Genomic DNA, 24,219 nt, shown 5'->3' with positions numbered 1-24,219 from the left:
AACATAAATAAGGGGACATATCTCATGACATGCCCCCTTAATTTATGTTTCAAACAGACCTTTATTCTTTTCCGTCGATTTCTGCTTCATGAACCTTAATCAGCTCCTGCTGAATATCGTTAGGAACAAGTTCATAGCTTGCGAACTTAGTTGTGAACGAAGCTCTACCACCTGTTATAGAACTCAGTGAGATACTGTAGTTTGAGAGTTCCTTCAATGGAATCTTCGCCTGAAGCTTCTGATAACCTGCCTCAGAATCCATTCCCATGATTAGAGCACGGCGTCCCTGAAGGTCACTCATCACATCTCCCATGAAATCTGAAGGGACAAAAACTTCCAGATCATAAATCGGCTCAAGAATCTTTGGACCTGCATTCTTGAATGCCTCTGAGAACGCATTTCTTGCAGCCAACATGAATGACAACTCATTGCTGTCTACCGGATGCATCTTTCCATCATAAACGACAACACGAACATCACGCGCATAGCTTCCAGTAAGCGGTCCCTGCTCCATACGCTCCATCACTCCCTTCAAGATTGCAGGCATGAAACGTTGGTCGATGGCTCCTCCAACAACAGAGTTGATGAATACAAGTTTGCCTCCCCAATCCAAATCAACGACCTCCTTGTTCTTGATATTCATCTTGAACTCCTGACCATTGATATTGTAAGAAACAGGATCCGGCATTCCCTCGGCATAAGGTTCTATGATAAGATGTACCTCACCGAACTGGCCAGCTCCACCTGACTGTTTCTTGTGACGATAGTCTGCACGTGCAAGTTTTGTGATTGTTTCACGATATGGAATACGTGGTTCCTGATACTCAACCTGCAATTTCTCATTGTTTTCAAGTCTCCATTTCAATGTACGCAAATGGAACTCTCCCTGTCCGTGAACGATAGTCTGACGAAGTTCCTTGCTCTGCTCAACGACCCATGTCGGATCTTCCTGTCTCATCTTAGTCAGAGCAGCCATAAGCTTTTCTGTGTCAGCTTCGTTGACAGCCTTTATCGCACGTGAATATTTTGAGTTAGGATATTTGATGAAATCAAATCTATTCTCGCAGTCTTTACTGTTGAGAGTATTACCGGTCTTGACATCCTTCAATTTTACCGTACAACCGATATCCCCCGCTTGCAACTGCTCTACAGACTGACGGTTAGCTCCTGCACATACGAAGATATTCGCCATACGCTCCTTTGATCCACGGTCTGCATTCGTCAAATCATCACCCGGTTTCACGCTTCCGCTCATAACCTTAAAATATGAGACTTCACCAATATGCGGCTCTACTCCTGTCTTGAAGAAATACAAAGAAGTAGGCGCGTCGGTATCGGCAGGAACTTCCTGTCCTCTCGTATTATGCACCTTCGGCATGTCACTAACGAACGGCACTACGTTACCAAGGAATTCCATCAAGCGACGAACGCCCATACTCTTGCCTGCACAAACGCAGAACACTGGGAATATCGAGCGTGTGATGAGTCCCTTGCGGATACCCTCACGCATCTCATCCTCTGTAAGTGTCTCTTCTTCAAAGAATTTCTCCATCAGAGTCTCGTCGTTCTCTGCAGCAGCCTCAACGAGCTCCTTATGTAGAGCCATAGCCCTCTCCATCTCTTCTTCAGGAATATCCTCGATGACAGGTGCACCGCCCTCAGGCGTCCATGAATATTTCTTCATGAGAAGCACGTCGATAAGGGAATTGAATTCTGGTCCCGTATTCAAAGGATACTGTATCTGCACGCACTTGGTGCCGTAGATATCTTTCATTTGTGCAATAATGGATTCAAAATCACACTTCTCGCTATCCAACTGATTGACGAGGAAGATAACCGGCTTCTTCAGCTTGTCTGTATATCTAAATAAATTCTGAGTTCCGACCTCCGGACCATACTGACCGTTAATAAGCACCAATGCCTGGTCTGTGACATTAAGCGCTGTAATTGCTCCGCCCACAAAATCATCTGAGCCAGGGCAATCGATAATATTCAGTTTCTTGTTATTCCACTCCACATTAAATACAGTAGAGAATACAGAATAGCCATATTCCTGTTCTACTGGAAAGTAGTCACAAACCGTGTTCTTAGCTTCTATTGTACCACGGCGCTTGATGACACCACTCTCATACAACATCGCTTCGGCAAGAGTAGTCTTGCCGGAACCCGCACTGCCAAGCAAGGCAATGTTCTTGATTTCATTAGTCTGGTAAACTCTCATGTTATTATAGATTTTAGGTTTGTCGTTCCAAGTGCTTTTATGTTCTTGTGGCGACTTAATTAGATTTAACGGCAACTAAGTTATCATATTCTCTCCATTTTACAAAATATTTGCTACAAAAAATCCTGTTTTTTAAAACATATTAGTACTTTTGCAATACAAAAATTACAAATTATGTCAGGATTATACGTTCACATCCCATTTTGCAAGAGCCGTTGCATCTATTGCGGCTTCTATTCAACAACTCACGAAGAACTTCGTTCACGTTACGTAGACAGCCTTTGCGAAGAATTAAGGTTGAGAAGGGATTATCTGGACGACAGAATCTCCACGATATACCTTGGAGGTGGCACGCCTTCACAGCTCTGCCAAACTGACATTGACAGGATTTTCGATGCCATATATAAATATAATAAGGTGGAAGACTCCATAGAAGCGACTTTTGAATGCAACCCAGACGACATCACGGAATCTCTTGCCGATTATATAAAAAGTTCTCCCATCAATAGGGTCAGTATGGGAGCACAGTCTTTTTCTGACGATATTCTATCCTTCATAAGGAGAAGACACAATGCGTCACAAATCATATCGGCGGTGGAAAGGCTGAGAAAGGCTGACGTGTCGAACATCAGCATTGACCTAATGTTCGGATTTCCACAAGAAAGCATACAAACATGGAGGACAGACATTGAAAGCGCCCTCAACCTGGAGATTGAGCACATCTCTGCTTATAGTCTGATGTATGAAGAGGGGACTGCAATGACAAAACTTCTTCTTGAGAACAGGATAAAGGAATGCGACGAGGAAACGTATCTTGCCATGTACAACATACTTATAGACAAACTTGTTGCTGCCGGATACGAACATTACGAGATAAGCAACTTTGCAAAAAGCGGTTACCGGTCTATACACAACAGCAACTATTGGAATGACATCCCATACCTGGGCATCGGAGCTTCTGCACATTCTTTCAACCGAATGTCAAGACAATGGAACATTGACGACATATCGTCCTACATGGAATCTATCAGTAAAAAAACGATTCCTGCCGAAACTGAATTTCTAACCAAGGACTCAAGATTTGACGACGTGGTCATGACAAGACTACGCACATGCGAAGGAATTGACATGACCGGCATAAAGAAAAATTTTGGCGAAGACTATCTTGCCTTCCTGTACAAAGAAGCTGCCCCACATATCGAAAATGGATTGATGACACTCGAAGGCAGCCACCTACATCTGACAAGGAAGGGACTGTTTGTGAGCGACAGCATTATCAGCGACTTGATGCACGTATAGGAAACAAGAAACCGGAAGCATAATCTTCACTTCAAACGATTTGCGTAGATACATTGAAGCAGCGTAATGCCAAGACCATACGCTGCTTCAATGATATAACATGCAAAGATGAATTACTTCTGTATCTTGTTGTCTACAGGGAAAACCACAACCGGATTATAAGACTTGGCCTCTTCAAAGTCCATAAGTGCATAAGCAATTATTATAACTGTATCACCTACAACACATTTTCTTGCAGCTGCACCATTAAGGCAAATACATCCGCTGCCACGCTCTCCCTTGATTATATATGTTTCAAAACGTTCTCCGTTATTGTTGTTTACTATCTGAACCTTTTCACCAGCTATAAGATTAGCCGCATCCATCAAGTCCTCGTCTATGGTTATGCTACCCATATAATTCAGATTTGCCTCTGTAACCTGAACACAATGCAGCTTGCTCTTCAAAACTTCAATCAACATGATAAATATCTTTTATTGGGCGTTATATTTTATATGATCTATAAGCCTGACTGGCTTCTTTCCACAATACACAGTAATACATCCTACCGTATCCGAAGAATCCTCCCAGTTCTCTACATCCTGCAATGTATCGCCATCAACAATAGAGAAGTATTCCACTTCTAATCCGTCCACGGCATTGATACTGTCCACCACCCAATCATGGGTTTCTTTCAAAGTGTGCTTCTTCGCATAATCCACGCTCTCGTTAAGATATTTGAATATCATGGGAGCAACAGAACGCTCATCTGAAGCCAACAATGTGTTGCGAGACGACTTTGCCAATCCGTCCTCTTCTCTGACAATAGGACATTCAACAATATTCAACTTCAGACCTAGATATTTCACCAACGCCTTGATTACTGCAATTTGCTGCCAATCCTTTTCTCCGAAATAAGCCTTGTCTGGACGTACGATGTAAAACAACCGGCTTACTACCTGGCATACTCCGTTGAAATGTCCTGGTCTGTGAGCGCCTTCCATAACCGTTGTCACTGGTGGAAATTCAAAGCTTCTCGTATCAGGCGATGGATAAACTTCTTCTACAGAAGGAGCAAACACGAAATCAGCCCCTACGGATTCCAACAACTTACAATCCTCATCAAGTGTACGCGGATAAGTATTCAGGTCGGTTTTATCATTGAACTGCGTCGGATTGACAAATACCGACACTACTGTAACGTCATTGTCCGAAACGCTTCTTTTAACCAAAGACGCATGTCCTGCATGAAGAGCTCCCATCGTGGGAACAAGACCTACTGTTTTTTTATTCTTACGAGCTTCGAACAACTCGTTCTGGAGGTCTGCTATCTTACTAAAAACTTTCATTATATTATATTTATAAACCTTTTCCAAAAATGCCAATCACCCGAAAGAGACCGACTGCGAATGAAAAATCGGTGCAAAATAACAACATTTTTCTTAAACAAGAAAGAATATGTTTAAAAAAAAGCCAATTAGCAATGAGTTTTGAGCAATTTTGCGAGAAGCAAGGCACCAAGTAAGTTTTTTTTCGTATCTTTGCAAAGATTAAAGAAAAACAATGATGAAGTCAAAAAAAATTCTATTTATCAACCAAGAGATAACGCCTTACGTTTCTGACAGCGAATTGTCCCACATAGGCCGCGAGCTTCCTCAGTCCATACTTGAAAAAGGATATGAAATCAGGACCTTCATGCCCAAATGGGGAAACATAAACGAAAGGAGAGGCCAGCTACACGAAGTGATTCGTCTTTCAAGGATGATGATAATCTTTGATGACACTGACCACCCTCTGATAATCAAGGTCGCTTCAATCCCTTCGACAAGGATACAGGTATATTTCATCGACAACGACGACTACTTCACAAAGAGACTCATGGCAAACGATGAAAACGGCGAAGAATACGAAGACAACGGCGAACGTTCAATATTCTTCGCAAGAGGCGTACTGGAGACAATAAAGAAGCTGCATTGGACCCCTGACATCATCCATTGCCAGGGGTGGATAGGCAACATTGTACCCTATTATGTGAAAACCGCATACAAGGACGAGCCTTCGTTCGCAAACACCAAGATCATCACATCCCTCTTCGGAAACGGTTTGAAGAAGGACATTGAGAAAACATTTGGACAATGTCTTGAATTCAAGGATGCCCATAGCGACATACTGAAGAACTACAATGAGAAATTCGACTTCACAGAATTCGAAAAATTGGCCATCGACTATTCCGACGGTGTCATAGAGGCAGGTCCTGGCGTCAACCAACAACTTGTTGAATATACAAAATCGAAGGGTATTCCATTCATGTCTCAGGCTGCCGCAACAGAATTAGACGTTGACGCATACGACAATTTCTACGACAGCATCTTGGAGTAAATTCCATAAACACAGAAAAACAAATACATTTCATGAAAGCAAAACAGGTATTTCTAAGCCTCGCATTAATATTTTCTTGTCTATGCTCTTGTGATGACAATACTGACAACATCGGAGGAAGCATCATCGACGACCTCGACAACATCAATGTCACCGCAAGATCTTTCCCTATAAGTTCAAAATCCGTGAAGGCTGACTCTGTATATTCAAGATCAGCCACTGGATATTTGGGAAAAGTGAAAGACCCTGAAACAGGAGCATTCGTGAAAGGAGACTTCCTGACACAATTCTATACTCTTGAAGGAACACAACTGCCTGCAGAAAAATCAATAGTAAGCAGACTCAAAGACGGCTCAATAATAGCAGACTCGTGCGTGATCTACCTATATTACGACAAGTATTATGGCGACTCTCTGTCTACCATGAAACTCAATATGCTAGAGTTGTCAAAGCCAATGGAGGAAAACAAGAAATATTATTCAGACTTCAACCCATTGAAGTCTGACGATAATTATTGTCGCACAGATGAGGGAAGAGTCAACGTCAACAAGACTTATACCTTATATGATTTGGCATCAGACACCGTACCAAAGAAAATCAAGATCAATCTGCCGAATTCAGAACTCGACGAAAATGGCAACTTGATAGAAGAAAAGGCTGCATACAAGGATAAGGAGAAAAAAGGATACTATAACTATGGTACTTATATAATGCAAAAATACTATAGTAATCCCAAGCTCTTCAAAGATTCATACAGCTTCATCCACAACATCTGTCCCGGTTTCTATTTCAAATCATCAGATGGACTTGGCTCAATGGCTTATATAAATATGAGCCAGATGCTTGTATATTATAAATACAAGTATGAGAAGACCACCAACGGTGAGAAAAAAGACACAACTGTAAATGTCGTGACTACATTCGCAGGTACAGAAGAAGTAATACAGTCGACACGTATTTCCAACGACAATGCCGCCATAGACAAGATGGTTGAGGAAGGAAACAAGAACGACATCACTTACATCAAGTCACCTGCGGGAATATTTACCGAACTGACAATTCCTGTGGACGAGATTCTAAACGGCCACGAGAACGACACAATCAATTCTGCGCGCATTTCCCTTACGAGGATAAACAACACGAAGCACGAGAAATACAATATGGACATCCCCGCCACCCTTCTCCTCATACCTAACGATATGCGCACAAGTTTCTTCGAAGAAGGAAAGATACCGGACAATGTACAGACATACACCGCCGTCTTCGCAACAAGCGACCAGTCGTCATTGGCTAAACAAAACTCATATACCTTCCACAATGTGGCAAACCTGATTGCTTACATGAGCAGGAAACGCTCTGAAGGCATCAAGGAATATGAAGGAAAAGGAATGTCGAGCGCAGATGCCAAGACTATGTGGGAGAAAAAACACCCTACATGGAACAAGGTACTTGTCATACCTGTAGAAACGACTTATGTCACAACGGGACAAACGACGAAGCTCGTAAAAGTGACAAACGACATGAGCCTTACGGCATCGAAGTTTGTGAAAGGCTCTATGACAGGTGACGCCAATATTACAATAGACGTAGTATACAGTAAATTCCAGAAATAATATACATCAATACAAATGGCAGACAATTTCTTGGAACGACACATGCTTGATTATGAAAAGAAGAAAGCTAAATGGATAGCGCGGAAAAAGCATATCAAGCTGAAAGGTCACAACAGGATTGAAAAGCCTGAAGATGAAGCTTTGTAACACTCAAGAAGCGCCACGCATAAATACGTCGGCGCTTCTTTTAAATTATAATACAATCAAGAACCAACTAAAAAAGGATAAGCAAACAAAGGTTCTACAGACAGTTATCATAAAGCAAACAAATTAGAATATAAGGTGAAAAGACTACGCCACATAACCACGACTATAATTTGGACCGTCATGTCCATTTACATAGCATTGTCAATACTGCTTCACATACCGTCAGTACAGGCATATACAGGAGCTTATGTGGCAAAAATCTTGAGAAAAACTTTTGGCACAGAAATAACCATAAGCAACATAAATTTAGGTTTCCTCAACAGGGTCATTATTGACGACTTCAACATGCTAGACAAAAGCAACAAAGACATGTTGCACGCCTCCCGCGTATCTATCAGTATAGACATTCTGGAACTAGCCAAAGGAAATATCTCTATCTCATCGGCTCAAATATTCGGATTGAGAGCAAAATTATACAAGAAAGACAAATATTCACAACCAAATTTCCAATTCGTAATTGATTCACTTTCTTCTGATAAAAAAGAGGAAAGCGAACTTGATTTGAGAATTAACTCTTTCATCATAAGAAACGGAGCGATACAATATGACCAATGGGATATGCCGAACACTTCGAATAAACTATCTCCCTACCATATCCATGTTTCCGACATCAGCTCACACATAATAATAAGACACATCACAAACGATATGGCCAACGCCATAGTCAAGAAGCTATCGTTCAAAGAGCAATCCGGCCTCAACATAGGCAAACTGACATTCAGTGCTCTTGTAACTCCCCAAAAGGCATCTGTCAAGAATTTCAGACTATGCCTGCCCCACAGTACAATTTATTCAGACTCCATTACCGCCACCTATAGAACAGATGGCGGTAGCATTGTCGGCAATACCATTAAAGGCAAAGGAAACATCATTGGAAACAATATAACGCTTTCCGACTTTGCCTTCATCGTGCCAGAGCTGAATGATCTTTCCAACAAGTTAAACTTAGTTGCAGATTTCTCTTACACCGACGGCAAAGCAAAAGTCAGCAGACTGTCATTATATTCACAAGACACAGCATTCAAGTTTAATGCCAATGGCATGTTTACTCCTTTCGACGGCTGCAAGACATGGAAAGCAAAGATAAGCCAGCTGTCTGTAAACGAGAGTTATTTGGCATTGGTTTTCAAAGCTGCAAGAACTGCCAGAATAGATATCCCCACCCCATTGACAAAACTTAAAGCAATTACCGCCGCTGCAACATGTGAAACTAACAATGACAACATCAGTGCATGCGGAAATGTAAACACGAATCTAGGAAATATTCAGTTTGCTATCCAGAAAAGGGCAACGAAACTAGCTGCTGAAATTTCAGCCGGCCGCATCAATCTGAATGAACTATTGGCAGACAATAAATTCGGGAATATAAGCGCAAACCTGCACGGCGAAGCCCGCATCCACAACAACAAAATAACTGATACCAAAGTCAGAGGTCGAATTTCAGACTTTGAATACAACAAATATACATACAAAGACATTGACATCGATGGTGCGTATAACGGCACAGACATAAACGGCAGACTTAATGTGAACGACGAGAACTGCCATTTGTCTCTCATCGGATCCATCAAGAACTTCATGAAGTCACCCATTTCAGACATTTCAATGGATTTGAAGAATATTAATCCGCAACGCCTCAACATAACGAACAAATGGGGTGATGCAAGATTCTCTACACAGATCAACATCTGCGCCACAGGAAAGAGTCTGTATGATCTGACAGGAAAGCTGCAACTGAAAGAATTCAGCATGCAGTCACCTACAGAGAACTACTCACTCAACGAACTGACAGCGAATATCAACAAAGGAGACATCGACATCAAGTCTGATATCGGTGAAATTGAAATCAGAGGCAAATACCAATTCTCTACAATCGGACAGAGTATGCTTTCCATCATCAAGAAGCAACTGCCTACGGCTCCTGGCATCGAACGCAATAAAGTGTATTGTGCAGACAACAATTTCTCTCTCAAAGCAAACATATACGATACTAAATGGATCCACGCTATCTTAGGCATACCATACACATCGAACGAGCCGATTCATATCAAAGCAAACATCAACGACATGAAAAAAGAGATAAACGCTGATGTTACAATGCCTGGATTCACTTACGCAGGAGAATCTTTCAAGAACGCCAAGCTCAATGTCAAGACAGTCAACGACAGTCTGATTGCCGAATGCAACATAAAGAAAATTGAAGACAAGGGAAAGAGCATTCTTCTGAATGTCAAGGCAAGCGCTATAGACAATAAGTTAAACAGTCATATCGACATGGCCTACAACTCACCGCTGAACATACGAGGCACTATTGAAACAGAAACAAGCTTCTATAATGATGCAAATAATGAAAAATCGGCATATATAAACATCAAGCCCTCCACACTGTCTCTTAATGACACAATATGGCACATATCTCCTTCGAGCATCATATACAACAAGGACAAGATACAGGTAAACCACTTTGCCATAGGGCGTGACAGACAGTTCATAAAAATTTACGGAAAGGCGACAAGCAGTGCGGACGACTCTCTTAGGGTAGATCTGCAAAACGTTGACGTGAACTATATCCTGAACTTAGTCAACTTCCATTCTGTAACCTTCGGCGGACAGGCTTCGGGAACTGCATATCTAAAGTCAATCATGCAAGATCCAGACGCCTGGGTGGACCTCACTGTCGATAACTTCAAGTTCCAGGACGGAAGGATGGGCAAGTTATTCGCCAACGTGAAATGGAACAAGCACGACAAGCAGATAGACATCGACGCCCATGCGGATGATGACAACAATGTCAAGACAATCATCAAAGGCTATGTCTCCCCAGAGAAGAATTATATAGATCTCGGCATAACCGCCCATAATACAAACATTGAGTTCTTGAAAAGCTTTTGCGGAAGTTTCATGAACAAAATCGACGCACATGCCAATGGTTTTGCACAGGTATTCGGAGATTTGAGCGAGGTAAACCTCCAAGGACTATTGGTTGCCGACGGCACTATCGGCATCAGTCCACTCAACACTGTATACAGACTGAAGAACGACACGATAAGAATGGTACCCGACGAAATCATATTCAAGGGTGACACCGTAACAGACCGACACGGCAATGTGGCAACGGTCACTGGAGCCTTGCATCACAAGCATCTGACGAGGCTGACATTCGACCTCGGCATACATGCCAACGAATTTCTGTGTTACGACTTCAACGACTACGGCAACAACTCATTCTATGGCACAGTATACGGCACCGGCGACTGCAATATCACCGGTCGCCCACACAGCATTGTATTCGATATTGACATGACACCAAACAAAGGTTCGTTCATAGAATACAATGCGGCTAGTCCTGACGCCATAACCGACAGTAATTTTCTCAGATGGGTCAGTCACGAAACGCCAAAAGTCGAGAACAATACAGAAGACTACTATTATCATGCAACAAAGAAAGATGAAGATGAGAAGGATCTGAACGACGCTTCCGACATGTTCATCAACTTCAACGTGGCCGCTACCCCCGACTTCACCCTCCGTGTGTTGATGGACAAGGCTACCGGCGACAAGATATCCCTCAACGGGAACGGTGCTCTTAAAGCCACATATTTCAACAAAGGCAGCTTTGACATGTACGGCACATACGTCATCGACCATGGTTCTTACAACCTCACAATACAGAACATCATAAAGAAAGATTTCCGCTTCCAGCAAGGCAGCAACATCGTTTTCGGCGGCAACCCGTTCAACTCTCAGCTGAACCTCAAAGCCATATACCCCGTCAATGGTGTTTCACTCGCTGATTTGCGCATCGGAAACAGCTTTTCAAGCAACAACGTAAAGGTAGATTGCATCATGAATATCGGCGGAACGCCAGAGACCATAAAGGTAGACTTCGACTTTGACATGCCCACAGTAAACAATGATGCCAAGCAAATGGTGAGATCATTGATAAACAGCGAGGAGGAAATGAACCAGCAAGTGGTATATCTGCTTGCCATAGGACGATTCTACACAGACTCAAAAAACAACTCAAAACAGGAAGATGCACAGCAAAGCCAGACAAGTCTTGCTATGCAAAGTCTGCTCAGCGGAACGATAAGCCAACAGGTAAACAATATCCTGGGCACACTGATAAAGAACAACAACTGGAACTTCGGCACCAACATAAGTACTGGTACCGAAGGTTTCAACAATGCAGAATACGAAGGACTGCTTTCAGGAAGCCTGTTCAGCAACAGGCTCCTGATAAACGGACAGTTCGGGTATAGAGACAACCCCAACACCACGTCGTCGTTCATCGGTGATTTTGACGTTAAGTATCTGCTTACTCCCAACGGGAGCGTTGCCATTAAAGTATACAATCAGACCAATGACAGATACTTCACGAAATCATCACTCAACACCCAAGGACTTGGAATCATACTGAAGAAGGATTTCAAGACATGGTGGGATTTGTTCAAGACAAAGAAGAAGAAGATTGTCAAACGTTGACCTTCTTCTCAACGAAATATTTCGGGCGTTGTTTCACCTCAAGATACACTTTACCAATATATTCACCAGTAACGCCACATGCCAGAAGTATCGAACCGCCAATGAACCACATGCTCACGAGCAATGAAGTCCAACCCTCTATGGTATTACCCGTAAAATGTTCATACAATGCATATATGATGACACCTATGGCTACAAGAATGAATATTATACCCAAATATGAAATCAACCTCAATGGTTTCACTGAAAATGAAGTAATTCCCTCAATGGCAAAAGCCAGCATCTTGTTCAATGGATATTTAGACTCTCCAGCAAAACGCTCACTCCTGTTATAATACACACACGTAGAAGGATAACCGACAGATGCTGCAATACCCCTCAAGAACAGATTACTCTCCGGATATTTCATCATAGCCAGCATCGCTCTCCTGCTCATGAGCCTGAAGTCAGCATGGTTGTATATCACCTTGCCGCCGAGTGCATTCATAAGCTTATAGAAAGCCAAAGCCGTTGTACGCTTGAAGAAAGTATCCGTCTTGCGCTCCTTTCTGACTCCAAACACTATGTCATTCCCCTTATGATATTCATTCACCATTTCATAAATGGCATTAACATCGTCCTGCAGGTCGGCATCAATAGAAACAGAAGCATCAGAATGTTCTGAAGCCCATTTCAAACCTGCATGCAAGGCATACTGATGACCACGGTTGCCTGATAGTTTCAACCCGCCAACCATAGGAGAATCACCGGCAAAAGCCTCTATCATCTGCCATGTGCGGTCTTTGCTCCCATCATCCACAAACAACACCATTCCTTCTGAAATGCCTCCATCAGACTTCAGCTTGTCTAACACGCACAGCAATCGCTGTTTCGTTTCATTCAGAACTTCTTCTTCATTATAACATGGTACAACAATTACAAGTTTCATATTCATACAGGTTAGCAATAAAACTTATTATCTAATACTAAATCACTTTTTCATAAAAGAATACAAAGTGAGGAATCTCTTGTCGTCACAACTTTTGTGATTGAAACGTTTGATTTTCTTCAACTCATAATCTGGAAATGAAGCCACAAATTCCTTATAGTCATCATCTCCCATTATCATATATCCCTTGTTTGGCCTGTTCTGGTCGAGAGGCACAATACGATCACCAAGATAGAAATTCACAGAGAACTGATGCATCCTACCTCTCTGGCCTACTCTGAAATCCTTTCTATAGTCCCAGATTTTCCCATCTGGCACAAGTTGTTGCATTTCCCTGGCCATATGATAATCAGACTTCACGTCATACACAGAAGGCAATATGAGTCCATCAATCATCATAAATACAACGCCGACAATTCCAGCTACAGAAACTCCCAATCCATCAACGGACATTTTTTTCCAATTAGACAAGAACAAATACGCTACACCCAATGCAAAGAGCAGGAATAGCACTATTTGCAGATACGGTAAATTCATGAAGTTATGGACATAAGCCAGATACTCGGCTGCATGTTTTCCACTAAAAGAAACTCCAGACAGGATCCCTGTCCTTACAAGCAGCACAAGCAGCGGCAATGAAACGGCAATGCCGACAAACGCCTTCGCATAGCCTACCACAATCCTTCGGTTTCTCTGCGAGATATAGTGTATGAATCTCGCTATATAATAAGCCATGAACGGATATATTGGCAACAGATATACGCTACGCTTGCTTTTAGGAATGCAAAAGAATACGAATATCACGACAATGCTCAAAAACGACAGCAGATCTTGGTCTGACATTCTGCCTAAACGGTGTGGCAAACTCACAAACCACGATTTGACTCCTGCCGAGCTTTTGGGCAGCGAAAGTTTCATTGTAAACAGGAATACCACAAACAGCAATGTATAAGGCAACAGTCCTGTTATCACGGAAACGACATTATATATTGCCGGCGCCTCATGCGAAGAATACACCATCTTGCCAGTGAAACGCAAGACATTCTCCTCATACACAAGATACAAAAATGCGTCGCCACGCTCCTGGTAGGCAAGATAATACCATATAAAAGGCAATACGCAAGACGCTAAAGCTACAGACAGACACAAGAAAAACGTCTTGAAGAAATTTTCATCTCTCACAAGCATAAAAAGTCCCATAACTCCACACGGCAACAAAATACCGACAGGTCCCTTTGTCAATGCAGCAGCACTCATGGACAACACGACAAACAGAAGCAATACTGCATTTCTAGATTTATACCATCCATGGAAAAAGTAAATGGCTATTACTATCATAGCAGACAACAACATGTCTACACGGCATGCCATACCAGCACGATGCACCTCAAAGGTTGTAAACGTCACTAGTCCCGTGAGCAGACTCAATTCCACACTTACCTTGTTGCGGATCATAAACTTATACACCACGAGCACCATCAATATTGTGGCCAAAGCCGACGGCAATCGTGATGAGAATTCCGAAACATAGCCAGCCACAAGCGAGCACAACGCCACACACCAATGGAAGAACGGCGGTTTGTAAGCAATGTCTACACCATTGTTTATCGGACATATCCAGTCGCCAGACTGCAACATCGAAAGTGCCACAATTGCCTCACGAGGCTCTCCTTTAGTATTAAAGAGACCCATTCCCAAAAAGATCACGAGCGACAGACATCCTGCCAATGCCAATATCCAGAAACAAGTTTTTGAATCGTTGAGTTTCAATTTCATTTTAACCATGTGATTATTCTTACAAACGAAAAAACAACCGTTTTCTTACATACAAAAAACAAATCATTTTCTTAATAATCTGCAAAATTAATCAAATAGTTTGTAGAAACTCTGTTTCAATGGATATTTATTGAATTTTTCAATTAATTTTGTAGGTAAATCCTAAACAACTATATTCATCTATGATCACGCCAATTGTAATATTAGCTGTTTCCGCAATTTTTTTCGTCATCGGAAAAATCCGTTCAGACATTGTAGCATTATGCACTCTGCTGTCGCTTATCCTTACCAACGTATTGACTCCTGCAGAAGCCCTATCCGGCTTCTCCAATCCTGTAATCATAATGATGATAGGTCTTTTCATCGTCGGTGGAGCCATCCTGCAGACAGGGTTGGCAAAGACGATAAGTGGTAAGATTCTCAAGACGGTAGGTACCAACGACACCGTTATACTAATAGTAGTGATGCTTGTAACGGCTGTCATCGGCGCTTTCGTAAGCAATACCGGCACCGTAGCCCTCATGCTACCCATCGTAGTAAGTATAGCTTCGAGGGCAAGGGTCAGTGCAAAGAAACTTCTCATGCCCCTTGCCTTCGCCAGCAGCATGGGCGGAATGCTTACGCTTATAGGTACGCCACCCAACCTTGTAATACAGGAAGCCTTGACAGAAGCCGGCGAAAAAGGACTTTCATTCTTCTCCTTCCTGCCGGTGGGCATTGTCTGCCTCACCGTCGGCACCATCACATTGATTCCACTATGCAAATGGTTTCTGTCGAAAAAAGACACATCATCAGAAGATAACGGAAAGAAACAGAAAAGCCTGACACAGCTGGTGGATGAATACAAACTGACAGAACAGCTGCAGATTCTTTATATACCACAAGATTCAAAGCTCGCGGGAATGACCATGTCAAAACTTGACCTGAACAACGTATACGGACTCACCATATTGGAGAGAAGGCAGGAAAGCAGCATCAACAACAAGTTCATCAAAAACATCAATCAGAATACGGTAAACGCTGACACCGTGTTCAATAGCAAAGATGTATTGTTCGTTTCAGGCGACTCTTCGATGGTGAAAAGGTTCGTAGAAGATTTCAATTTGTCCGTAATGAAGACAACGGACAAACGTCTCGACTTCTACGACATCGGAATAGCAGAACTCGTCATGCTGCCATCGGCCCGACTATTAGGCAGAAAGATACGTAACACCGCCTTCAGAGAGAAATACGACACCAACATCGTTGCAATCCGTAGACGCGGAGAATACATAACCGACAATCTGGCCGACCAGGAACTGAAGTCTGGCGACATTCTCCTCATCCAGGGCACATGGACAAACATTGAGAAACTCGGACAATACGAGGAAGGTTGGGTAATATTGGGCCAGCCTCTCGAAGCCGCATCCCGCGTGGCATTGACACACAAGTCACACATTGCCGCACTCATCATGCTCTGTATGGTAATAGCAATGGCAACAGACTTCATCCCCATTGCCCCTGTCACCGCCGTACTGCTCGCATCCGTAGCCATGATATTGTGCGGATGCTTCAGAAGCATAGAAGACGCCTACAAGACTATCAACTGGGAAAGCGTAGTACTAATAGCAGCCATGATGCCCGTATCAATAGCATTGGAAAAGACGGGAGCTTCAACACTCCTGTCCAACACGTTGGTAAACTCACTTGGATCAGCCGGCCCCACCGTACTCCTTGCAGGTATTTATCTGACGACATCTGTCCTCAGCCTATTTCTGAGCAACACCGCTACAGCTGTTCTCATGGCCCCCATAGCCATGCAAAGCGCTGCAGGACTGAACATCACACCTTACGCATTTCTCTTTGCCGTAACCTTAGGTGCAAGCATGTGTTTCGCATCCCCTTTCTCCACACCGCCAAACGCCCTTGTCATGCAGGCTGGAAGATACACATTCAGCGACTACCTGAAAGTTGGACTGCCGCTGCAATTAGTCATTGGAATTGCAATGGTAATAATATTACCATTTATATTCCCATACTAATACCACACAACAAAAAAAACGATAAAATTGGCACGGACCAATAAGTTTATATAACTTTGCAATGAGGAAAGAAAAGAAACCATTTCAGCGCACAATATATAATTATGTGAAAATGAAAATCATAGACAATATCAAGAACAGATTCAACTTCTCACTGATGGGTACAATGTCATTAATAATATCAACGCTCATGCTTCTGACATCATTCGTGACGCACACAAGCAGCAACATTCCCTTGACTGCGAGCCTATTGTTGATGCTCGTCGGCATCACTTTTATCGTTTTGGGCATAAAAAGACAGACAAAATACTGATTTCACCGTCGAAAAAGGTTAAATAAACATAAATTACGTATCCGATCCACTTTATCATAAAATATGAGAAAGGAATACTTATAAAAAAGTAGTACCTTTGCAGGCGATTTATAAATTCACATAAAGTCTAACTTTATTAATTACAAAACAAACATTATTTATTTTTATGGCAGATTTTAAGAACGTACAGCCGTTGGCAGACTTCAACTGGGACGAGTTTGAGAACGGAAGTAATGTAAATGTCAGCAAAGAAGATTTGCAGAAAGCTTATGACGAGACACTCAACAAGGTAAGCGAGCATCAGGTTGTTGACGGTACTGTAATCTCTATCGACAAGAAAGAGGTTATCGTAAACATTGGTTACAAGAGCGACGGTATCATCCCCGCAAGCGAATTCCGCTACAATCCAGATTTGAAGGTTGGCGACACAGTAGAGGTGTACGTTGAGAACCAGGAAGACAAGAAGGGTCAACTGCTTCTTTCTCACAAGAAGGCTCGTCTCAGCAAGAGCTGGGAGCGTGTCAACGCTGCTTTGGACAACGAGGAAGTTATCCAGGGTTACATCAAGTGCCGCACTAAGGGCGGTATGATCGTTGACGTATTCGGTATCGAGGCATTCTTGCCAGGAAGCCAGATTGACGTTCATCCTATACGTGACTACGATGTATTCGTAGGCAAGACAATGGAGTTCAAGGTTGTCAAGATCAACCAGGAGTTCCGTAATGTTGTTGTTTCTCACAAGGCCCTCATCGAGGCTGAGTTGGAGGCACAGAAGAAAGAAATCATCAGCAAGCTTGAGAAGGGTCAGATCCTCGAGGGTACAGTCAAGAACATCACCTCTTACGGTGTATTCGTTGACCTCGGTGGTGTTGACGGACTCATCCACATCACAGACCTCTCTTGGGGCCGCGTAAGCGATCCACACGAGGTTGTTGCTCTCGACGAGAAGATCAATGTCGTTATCCTCGACTTCGATGACGAGAAGAAGCGCATCGCTCTTGGTCTGAAGCAGCTCACTCCTCACCCATGGGATGCACTCGATGCAAACCTGAAGGTTGGCGACCACGTTAAGGGCAAGGTTGTCGTAATCGCTGACTACGGTGCATTCGTAGAGATTGCTCCTGGCGTAGAGGGACTTATCCACGTTTCAGAGATGAGCTGGAGCCAGCACCTGCGTTCAGCACAGGAATTCCTCCACGTTGGCGACGAGGTAGAGGCAGTTATCCTGACTCTCGACCGCGAGGAGCGCAAGATGTCTCTCGGCATCAAGCAGCTTAAGGAAGACCCATGGGAGACAATCGAGGTTAAGTATCCTGTTGGAAGTAAGCACACTGCAAAGGTTCGCAACTTCACTAACTTCGGTATCTTCGTAGAGCTTGAGGAAGGCGTTGACGGTCTTATCCACATCTCTGACCTCTCTTGGACAAAGAAGGTTAAGCACCCATCAGAGTTCACACAGGTTGGTGCAGACATCGATGTTGTCGTTCTTGAAATAGATAAGGACAACCGTCGTTTGAGCCTCGGTCACAAGCAGCTTGAGGAGAATCCTTGGGACACATACGAGACAATCTACACTCCAGGTTCTGTACACATGGGCAAGATCACAGAAATGATGGACAAGGGTGCCGTAATCACTCTCAACGAGGGTGGTGAAGGTTTCGCTACTCCAAAGCACCTCGTTAAGGAAGATGGCTCACAGGCTCAGCTGGGCGAGGAGCTCGAGTTCAAGGTTATCGAGTTCGTTAAGGAAACAAAGCGTATCATCCTTTCTCACAGCCGCACATTCGAGGATGTGAAGGAAGAGCCAAAGAAGGCACCACGCAAGAAGACAGCCAAGAAGGAAGAGACAGCTACAATCAACAACGTTGCTGCATCTACAACTCTCGGTGACATCGACGCTCTTGCTGCATTGAAGGCTAAGATGGAAAAGGGTGAATAATAAAGACATCGTTTCTGATAATTTATCAGTAACATAATTCATTGAGGGCGCATCATATTTTTGATGTGTCCTCTTTTTTTGTTTCTATCCTTATAAGATAATAATTCAGACTAAAACAAATATCTAACGAAATACATATTTAGATCTCACAAACTGTTTTTCTCAAAACAAAGTATCATAGTATCATTCTGTCCTCCAATTACACCCTAAGACCTTGTAGGCAAACGACTTAACCCAATGCTACTTTTCTGAATGTTTTACAGAAAAGTATCATTAAAGTATCATAGAAGTATCATCCCTTTAGCCCATCCTGATCTCCCCCCTAATGTGGGGAATGAAACCCCACATTAGGGGGGACTGTTCCCCACGCCATGGGGGAAAATCAAGGTCTATGGTTTAAACATCGCAAGTCTATTTTTCAGTCTATGAATACAACTGAAATAACCTCTAAACGGTATTAGCATCGAGGATACGCTTACAATTAGATTACACACGAAACCAGGTGTGTTTATATAAAAGCTGGGGTAAATTGATCAGACTTCAGCATAAAGAAATAGAGGGTGAATCAAATAAAAAAATGAAACACCCTCTTAAATCTAATTATTAACCACAACCGGACTGTCGACAACAAGATCATTAAAAAGACCGGCTGTGGGAAATGATATTCCCTATTTGGGAAATAAAATCATCAATCAGTTATTCTTTCCAGCTGTACTGTGAAGTGGCGCATCAGCGGAGCCTCCCATGTTATACGCACACCATGAGTGATCTGCTCCCTTCTGTCATAGACATTCTTCAGCGCTGCAGCGATTACTGCCATATGGTTGTCTGTATATACTCTGCGAGGAATAGCCAAGCGCAGGAGATCAAGTCCACCAAAACGGTTCTCTCTGGTCACAGGGTCACGGTCAGCAAGCAGATAACCGATCTCACATCCACGGATTCCTGCCTCGAGATAAAGCTCTATGGTAAGAGTCTGTGCCGGGAACTCCTCTTTTGGAACGTGTGTCAACACCTTTGGAGCATCAATGAAAAGAGCATGGCCTCCTGCAGGACGCTGGTAAGGAATATGATATTCGTCGAGCAGAGAAGCGAGATATTCCACTTGATGAATACGGGTCTGGAGGTTGTCGAACTCTGTATTCTCATCGAGACCGATGGCAAGAGCATTCATGTCGCGTCCGTTCATACCTCCATATGTAAGGTAGCCTTCAAACTGAACGCAATATCCCTTTGCACCCTCATACCAATCCTGGCGACGTGTAGCAATAAAACCACCCATATTCACGATACCGTCCTTCTTTGCACTCATAGTCATACCGTCAGCAAGTTCGAACATCTCACGTGTGATTTCCTTTATCGTCTTGTTCTCATAGCCCTTCTCACGTGTCTTGATGAAATATGCATTTTCTGCAAAACGAGCAGAGTCGAAAATGACAGGTTTGCCGAATTTATCTGCAACGGCTCTCACCTCTCTCAGGTTCTGCATTGATACAGGCTGTCCGCCCGCCGTATTGTTGGTGATAGTTACAATGATGAAAGGCACCTTGTCACCATATTTCTCCAACGCCGCCTCGAGTTTTTTAGGATCAACGTTTCCCTTGAAAGGCACTTCGAGCTGAGTGTCTTTAGCATCATCAACGGTACAGTCAAGAGCCACAGCCTTACGTCCCTCAATATGTCCCTTGGTTGTATCAAAATGAGAATTTCCTGGCACTACATCACCTTCCTTTACCAGGTATGAGAAAAGCACATTCTCTGCAGCTCTACCCTGGTGTGTAGGTATAACATACTCAAAACCGGTGAGTCTCTGTATTGTCTCTTTCAGCTTGAAGAAAGAAGTGGCTCCAGCATAACTCTCATCGCCAAGCATCACGCCAGCCCACTGACGGTCGCTCATCGCTCCGGTACCAGAGTCGGTAAGCAGGTCAATGTAAACATTCTCAGCTTTCAGCTGGAACACATTGTAATGAGCTTCTTTTATCCACTGTTCGCGTTCTTCGCGAGTACTCCTACGAATAGGTTCTACCATCTTGATTTTCCAAGATTCTGCAAATGGTAAATTCATAATATTTATTTTAAATTGGTTAACCGCCCATATATGGACAGTGATATTAGATTTCGTTGCCAAATTTACGTAATAGTTTTGAACAGACAAAGACCAATATGCCAAAACATTCTCATTTATCAATTTTTTAACAATTCATATTGTCACTAATTTTTCATTGATACCCAATTATTATTATCTACATTGGAAAAATAGCACATCTTTTAATGTATAGTAACAAAAATTTCCTAAAATTTGAGTATTGTGACACTTTCAGAATCGCTTTACTTTTGCAAACGTAAAATCAGTTTGCCGTTAAGAGAAACCAAATCGTCCCGGTCGGCATATTAATAGGTATAATTATTTACATCATATAAAATGACAAAGAACATACTCCTTTTAGGACTACTTTCATGCAGTTTCGCAACGAATGCCATTGCGCAAGATGAATGTTGCAAAGAAAAGAAGTCGGACAAAATCGAATGTACAGTACCAAAGACAGAGAAGCCCTCAGCATTGTCACGATTCAGTATCGGTGGATATGGCGAGGCCGTGATGAGCAGGAATTTCTACAGTCAGCATTTCAACCGCTACCGCGACCCTGCCACATACAAGAATGACGATAGCCACGGACGCTTCGACCTGCCACACGTCACTCTCAACCTCGGCTATGACTTCGGCCATGGATGGACCATGGGTACGGAGATAGAGTTTGAGCATGGCGGCACGGAAAATGCCGTAGAGATAGACGCTGACGAGAGTGGCGAATACGAGGCTGAGACTGAGCGCGGCGGCGAGGTTGCCCTGGAGCAGTTTTGGATTAACAAGGCTTTCTGGGGAGGTAAGTTCAACATCAAGGCTGGTGAGATTATCATCCCTGTCGGAGAAATAAACGCCTACCACATGCCTAACGACTTCTTCTCCGTCTACCGTTCTGAAGGCGAGGCAAAGATGTTGCCTAACACATGGCACCAGGTCGGCATCTCTCTTTGGGGACGCATCAGCGACTGGCGCTACGAGGCTATCTTCACTTCCGGTCTCGATGCAGAGCGCTTCGGCCACAACTGCTACGTGCATTATGGCGCAACAAGTCCATACGAGTATAAGTTGGGAAATGTATATGCCGGTGCGGCACGTATCGACAACTATTCCATCCCTGGCGTCCGTCTTAGTCTGAGCGGATACTATGGCTATACTTTCAACAACACGGAGCGCAAGGCAAGTGCCTCTTACGACAAGGTACACGGAGCCTTGGCAATCGGAAGTTTCGGACTGGAGATGAAGCGCTGGAACTGGATAGTACGTGGTAATGCCACATATTCTCATCTTGCTGATGCACAGAAAATGACCACCTTCATGAACGCTTACCCCAAGCACACCCAGCAGGACGGTTCGCCTTCAAAGCACTCTCCTATCGCAAGCAACGCCTACTCTGTAGGTCTTGAGGCTGGCTACAACATATTCTCGCAGATAAGCAGTCTGAGCGACAAGCAGAAGCTTTATCTCTTCGGCCGCTACGAAGACTACAACACCTATGCCGCCGGCAGACAGAAAGTGGCTTACAAATACGACCGTGTCAAGAGAATGGCTGTCGGCGTGAACTACTCTCCTATCAGACAGGTTACAATCAAGGGAGAATACAGCAACCGTTTCCTCAGCCACGGCTACAACAACGAGCCAAGTGTTTCATTGGGAATAACCTACGCTGGATGGTTCCTGAAATAATTTAAAGTTTGGAATGTAATATTAATTCAACTTTCTGATTTAGACAAGACATTAATTTACCATTACTCACATAAAAAAGAAAACTTAATAATAAACTAAAAATCAAGAAAATGAACAAAATCTTCAAGTATTCAATGATGTTTGCAGCTGCATTGGCTTTCACAATGGGCTTCACAAGCTGTAGCGATGATGACAACGACGAACAGGACGTAACATTCAGCTCCAGCGAGCTGAAGGAAGTCAACGCAGACTATGTTGACAATACGGTTGTTGCAACATACCGCAACCTTGCCGACTATAACAAGCAGCTCGTTGCTGACCTCAACGCTATGTCTGACGATGCCGGTGTTGCAAAGGCTTGCGAGACATGGAAGCAATCACGTAAATGGTGGGAGTTCTCTGAGGCTTTCCTCTTCGGAGCTGCCGGCGACTATGCTATCGACCCTCACACAGACACATGGCCATTCGACCGCACTCAGTTTGACAAATACATGAGTCTCTATAAGAACGCAAAACTTGGCGAGGAGGAATTTGAGAACGAAACAAACACCATCAACGAGGCTATCGCTACAGGTCAGAACCTTACAGGTTTCCACGCCGTTGAGTATCTTATCTTCCGCGAGGGTCAGCCACGCCACTTCGCTGACATGACTGCAAACGAGATTTACTTCGCAAAGACAGCAGCACAGGATCTCTACCTCAGCTCCTTGAAGCTTGTTTCAGCATGGGGTGGCAAGGTTTCTGCCGATGAGCAGGCTCTCCTCGACGAAGTTGAATTCGCATCTTCCATCAACTATGGCGAGAACTTCAAGAATGCAGGCAACGCAGGTTCCACCTACTCTACCGTTGTACTTGCATCCAAGGAAATAATCGCCGGTGCTAACGACATCATCGGTGAGGTACGCGACTCTAAGATCGGTGCTCCTGCAACAGGTGAAGACGTCAACTACATCGAGTCGCCACATGCCCATAACTCTATCCAGGACTTCTACGACAACATCATGTCTGTAAAGCACGCCCTCTATGGCGGTTGCACAGTTGACGGAACAACTCCTGAGGCAAAGTCTCTCATCGGCATCTGTCTGAAGAACGACAAGACCAAGGCTGCCGCACAGAACGTTATGACTAACCTTGAGAATGCTCTCTCAAAGATCAGCAGCATGAAGAAGCCATTCGTTCTCTACTACACAGACCAGAGTGCTAAGGATGCAATGGAAGCTCTCGACGAACTGGAGGAATCGTTGAACGCTCTCGACAAGCTGCTCGACTAATCGTCCACAGGCTAAA

The 24,219-nt window shown here is 43.5% G+C and carries 16 protein-coding genes; 10 read left to right on the top strand and 6 right to left on the bottom strand.

The features are described from left to right. Nucleotides 1-61: 61 nt before the first annotated feature. Nucleotides 62-2,221, bottom strand: a complete 2,160-nt coding sequence (locus tag ACDC99_RS03690) for an elongation factor G (RefSeq protein ID WP_370755866.1) — start codon at nucleotides 2,219-2,221, stop codon at nucleotides 62-64. A 174-nt stretch (nucleotides 2,222-2,395) separates the two neighbouring features. Here ACDC99_RS03690 and hemW point away from each other — a divergent pair, with 174 nt between their 5' ends. Further along, a complete protein-coding gene (hemW, locus tag ACDC99_RS03685) occupies nucleotides 2,396-3,520 on the top strand; it encodes a radical SAM family heme chaperone HemW (protein ID WP_288965917.1) in 1,125 nt (374 codons plus the stop codon). 113 nt (nucleotides 3,521-3,633) lie between these two features. Here the strand turns inward: hemW and panD are convergent, their stop codons facing one another. Both panD and panC read right to left on the bottom strand, forming a co-directional pair. After that, the gene (gene panD / locus ACDC99_RS03680; protein WP_022317318.1) at nucleotides 3,634-3,981 is read right to left on the bottom strand and encodes an aspartate 1-decarboxylase; all 348 of its coding nucleotides are present in this window, start codon (nucleotides 3,979-3,981) and stop codon (nucleotides 3,634-3,636) included. Between the two features lie 12 nt (nucleotides 3,982-3,993). After that, complete coding sequence (gene panC / locus ACDC99_RS03675) at nucleotides 3,994-4,848, bottom strand: pantoate--beta-alanine ligase (protein WP_370755863.1); 855 nt, start codon at nucleotides 4,846-4,848, stop codon at nucleotides 3,994-3,996. Between the two features lie 217 nt (nucleotides 4,849-5,065). On the opposite strand from panC, the gene ACDC99_RS03670 reads away from it, so the two are divergent. The 4 genes from ACDC99_RS03670 to ACDC99_RS03655 all read left to right on the top strand — a co-directional run bounded on the left by ACDC99_RS03670 (nucleotide 5,066) and on the right by ACDC99_RS03655 (nucleotide 12,183). Then, nucleotides 5,066-5,878, top strand: coding sequence for a glycogen/starch synthase (locus tag ACDC99_RS03670; RefSeq protein WP_022317321.1), 813 nt, complete (start codon nucleotides 5,066-5,068; stop codon nucleotides 5,876-5,878). Nucleotides 5,879-5,910: 32 nt separating this feature from the next. Further along, nucleotides 5,911-7,491, top strand: a complete 1,581-nt coding sequence (locus ACDC99_RS03665; RefSeq protein WP_308006876.1) for a DUF4270 domain-containing protein — start codon at nucleotides 5,911-5,913, stop codon at nucleotides 7,489-7,491. Nucleotides 7,492-7,506: 15 nt separating this feature from the next. Next, nucleotides 7,507-7,638 (top strand): hypothetical protein, encoded by a 132-nt coding sequence (locus tag ACDC99_RS03660; RefSeq protein WP_022317323.1) that lies wholly within the window; start codon nucleotides 7,507-7,509, stop codon nucleotides 7,636-7,638. 708 nt (nucleotides 7,639-8,346) lie between these two features. After that, the gene (locus tag ACDC99_RS03655; RefSeq protein WP_370755861.1) at nucleotides 8,347-12,183 is read left to right on the top strand and encodes a translocation/assembly module TamB domain-containing protein; all 3,837 of its coding nucleotides are present in this window, start codon (nucleotides 8,347-8,349) and stop codon (nucleotides 12,181-12,183) included. Here ACDC99_RS03655 and ACDC99_RS03650 read toward each other — a convergent pair. Together ACDC99_RS03650 and ACDC99_RS03645 are read right to left on the bottom strand one after the other, a co-directional pair. Further along, nucleotides 12,173-13,111 (bottom strand): glycosyltransferase family 2 protein, encoded by a 939-nt coding sequence (locus tag ACDC99_RS03650; RefSeq protein WP_370755859.1) that lies wholly within the window; start codon nucleotides 13,109-13,111, stop codon nucleotides 12,173-12,175. The two genes, ACDC99_RS03655 and ACDC99_RS03650, sit on opposite strands and share 11 nt — an antisense overlap. Nucleotides 13,112-13,153: 42 nt before the next feature. Then, nucleotides 13,154-14,887 (bottom strand): ArnT family glycosyltransferase, encoded by a 1,734-nt coding sequence (locus ACDC99_RS03645; protein ID WP_370755857.1) that lies wholly within the window; start codon nucleotides 14,885-14,887, stop codon nucleotides 13,154-13,156. 182 nt (nucleotides 14,888-15,069) lie between these two features. Here ACDC99_RS03645 and ACDC99_RS03640 point away from each other — a divergent pair, with 182 nt between their 5' ends. The 3 genes from ACDC99_RS03640 (at nucleotide 15,070) to rpsA (ending at nucleotide 19,160) form a co-directional block, all read left to right on the top strand. Further along, nucleotides 15,070-16,908: an SLC13 family permease gene (locus ACDC99_RS03640; RefSeq protein WP_044065908.1), complete on the top strand. Its 1,839-nt coding sequence runs from the start codon at nucleotides 15,070-15,072 to the stop codon at nucleotides 16,906-16,908. Between the two features lie 112 nt (nucleotides 16,909-17,020). Beyond that, nucleotides 17,021-17,221: a hypothetical protein gene (locus ACDC99_RS03635; protein ID WP_156137018.1), complete on the top strand. Its 201-nt coding sequence runs from the start codon at nucleotides 17,021-17,023 to the stop codon at nucleotides 17,219-17,221. 166 nt (nucleotides 17,222-17,387) lie between these two features. After that, nucleotides 17,388-19,160: a 30S ribosomal protein S1 gene (rpsA, locus tag ACDC99_RS03630; RefSeq protein ID WP_022317329.1), complete on the top strand. Its 1,773-nt coding sequence runs from the start codon at nucleotides 17,388-17,390 to the stop codon at nucleotides 19,158-19,160. 688 nt (nucleotides 19,161-19,848) lie between these two features. On the opposite strand, the gene ACDC99_RS03625 is transcribed toward rpsA, so the two are convergent. After that, nucleotides 19,849-21,228, bottom strand: coding sequence for a tryptophanase (locus ACDC99_RS03625; protein WP_022317330.1), 1,380 nt, complete (start codon nucleotides 21,226-21,228; stop codon nucleotides 19,849-19,851). A 357-nt stretch (nucleotides 21,229-21,585) separates the two neighbouring features. On the opposite strand from ACDC99_RS03625, the gene ACDC99_RS03620 reads away from it, so the two are divergent. Both ACDC99_RS03620 and ACDC99_RS03615 read left to right on the top strand, forming a co-directional pair. After that, on the top strand, nucleotides 21,586-22,932 hold the full coding sequence (locus ACDC99_RS03620) for a hypothetical protein (RefSeq protein ID WP_370755854.1): 1,347 nt from the start codon (nucleotides 21,586-21,588) through the stop codon (nucleotides 22,930-22,932). A 110-nt stretch (nucleotides 22,933-23,042) separates the two neighbouring features. After that, nucleotides 23,043-24,203: an imelysin family protein gene (locus ACDC99_RS03615; protein ID WP_308006871.1), complete on the top strand. Its 1,161-nt coding sequence runs from the start codon at nucleotides 23,043-23,045 to the stop codon at nucleotides 24,201-24,203. The last annotated feature ends 16 nt before the right edge of the window (nucleotides 24,204-24,219 follow it).

It is taken from the genome of Prevotella pectinovora, from assembly GCF_041323955.1.
Lineage (GTDB): Bacteria > Bacteroidota > Bacteroidia > Bacteroidales > Bacteroidaceae > Prevotella > Prevotella pectinovora.
The sequence above is the reverse complement of the archived record's forward strand: the minus strand, read 5'-3'. Positions and strand labels throughout refer to the sequence as shown.

What these genes read in the sequence shown, in the direction of transcription:
- ACDC99_RS03690 (WP_370755866.1), bottom strand. Translation starts at nt 2,221, where the DNA reads ATGAGAGTTTACCAGACTAATGAAATCAAGAACATTGCCTTGCTTGGC.
- hemW (WP_288965917.1), top strand. Translation starts at nt 2,396, where the DNA reads ATGTCAGGATTATACGTTCACATCCCATTTTGCAAGAGCCGTTGCATC.
- panD (WP_022317318.1), bottom strand. Translation starts at nt 3,981, where the DNA reads ATGTTGATTGAAGTTTTGAAGAGCAAGCTGCATTGTGTTCAGGTTACA.
- panC (WP_370755863.1), bottom strand. Translation starts at nt 4,848, where the DNA reads ATGAAAGTTTTTAGTAAGATAGCAGACCTCCAGAACGAGTTGTTCGAA.
- ACDC99_RS03670 (WP_022317321.1), top strand. Translation starts at nt 5,066, where the DNA reads ATGAAGTCAAAAAAAATTCTATTTATCAACCAAGAGATAACGCCTTAC.
- ACDC99_RS03665 (WP_308006876.1), top strand. Translation starts at nt 5,911, where the DNA reads ATGAAAGCAAAACAGGTATTTCTAAGCCTCGCATTAATATTTTCTTGT.
- ACDC99_RS03660 (WP_022317323.1), top strand. Translation starts at nt 7,507, where the DNA reads ATGGCAGACAATTTCTTGGAACGACACATGCTTGATTATGAAAAGAAG.
- ACDC99_RS03655 (WP_370755861.1), top strand. Translation starts at nt 8,347, where the DNA reads ATGGCCAACGCCATAGTCAAGAAGCTATCGTTCAAAGAGCAATCCGGC.
- ACDC99_RS03650 (WP_370755859.1), bottom strand. Translation starts at nt 13,111, where the DNA reads ATGAAACTTGTAATTGTTGTACCATGTTATAATGAAGAAGAAGTTCTG.
- ACDC99_RS03645 (WP_370755857.1), bottom strand. Translation starts at nt 14,887, where the DNA reads ATGAAATTGAAACTCAACGATTCAAAAACTTGTTTCTGGATATTGGCA.
- ACDC99_RS03640 (WP_044065908.1), top strand. Translation starts at nt 15,070, where the DNA reads ATGATCACGCCAATTGTAATATTAGCTGTTTCCGCAATTTTTTTCGTC.
- ACDC99_RS03635 (WP_156137018.1), top strand. Translation starts at nt 17,021, where the DNA reads ATGAAAATCATAGACAATATCAAGAACAGATTCAACTTCTCACTGATG.
- rpsA (WP_022317329.1), top strand. Translation starts at nt 17,388, where the DNA reads ATGGCAGATTTTAAGAACGTACAGCCGTTGGCAGACTTCAACTGGGAC.
- ACDC99_RS03625 (WP_022317330.1), bottom strand. Translation starts at nt 21,228, where the DNA reads ATGAATTTACCATTTGCAGAATCTTGGAAAATCAAGATGGTAGAACCT.
- ACDC99_RS03620 (WP_370755854.1), top strand. Translation starts at nt 21,586, where the DNA reads ATGACAAAGAACATACTCCTTTTAGGACTACTTTCATGCAGTTTCGCA.
- ACDC99_RS03615 (WP_308006871.1), top strand. Translation starts at nt 23,043, where the DNA reads ATGAACAAAATCTTCAAGTATTCAATGATGTTTGCAGCTGCATTGGCT.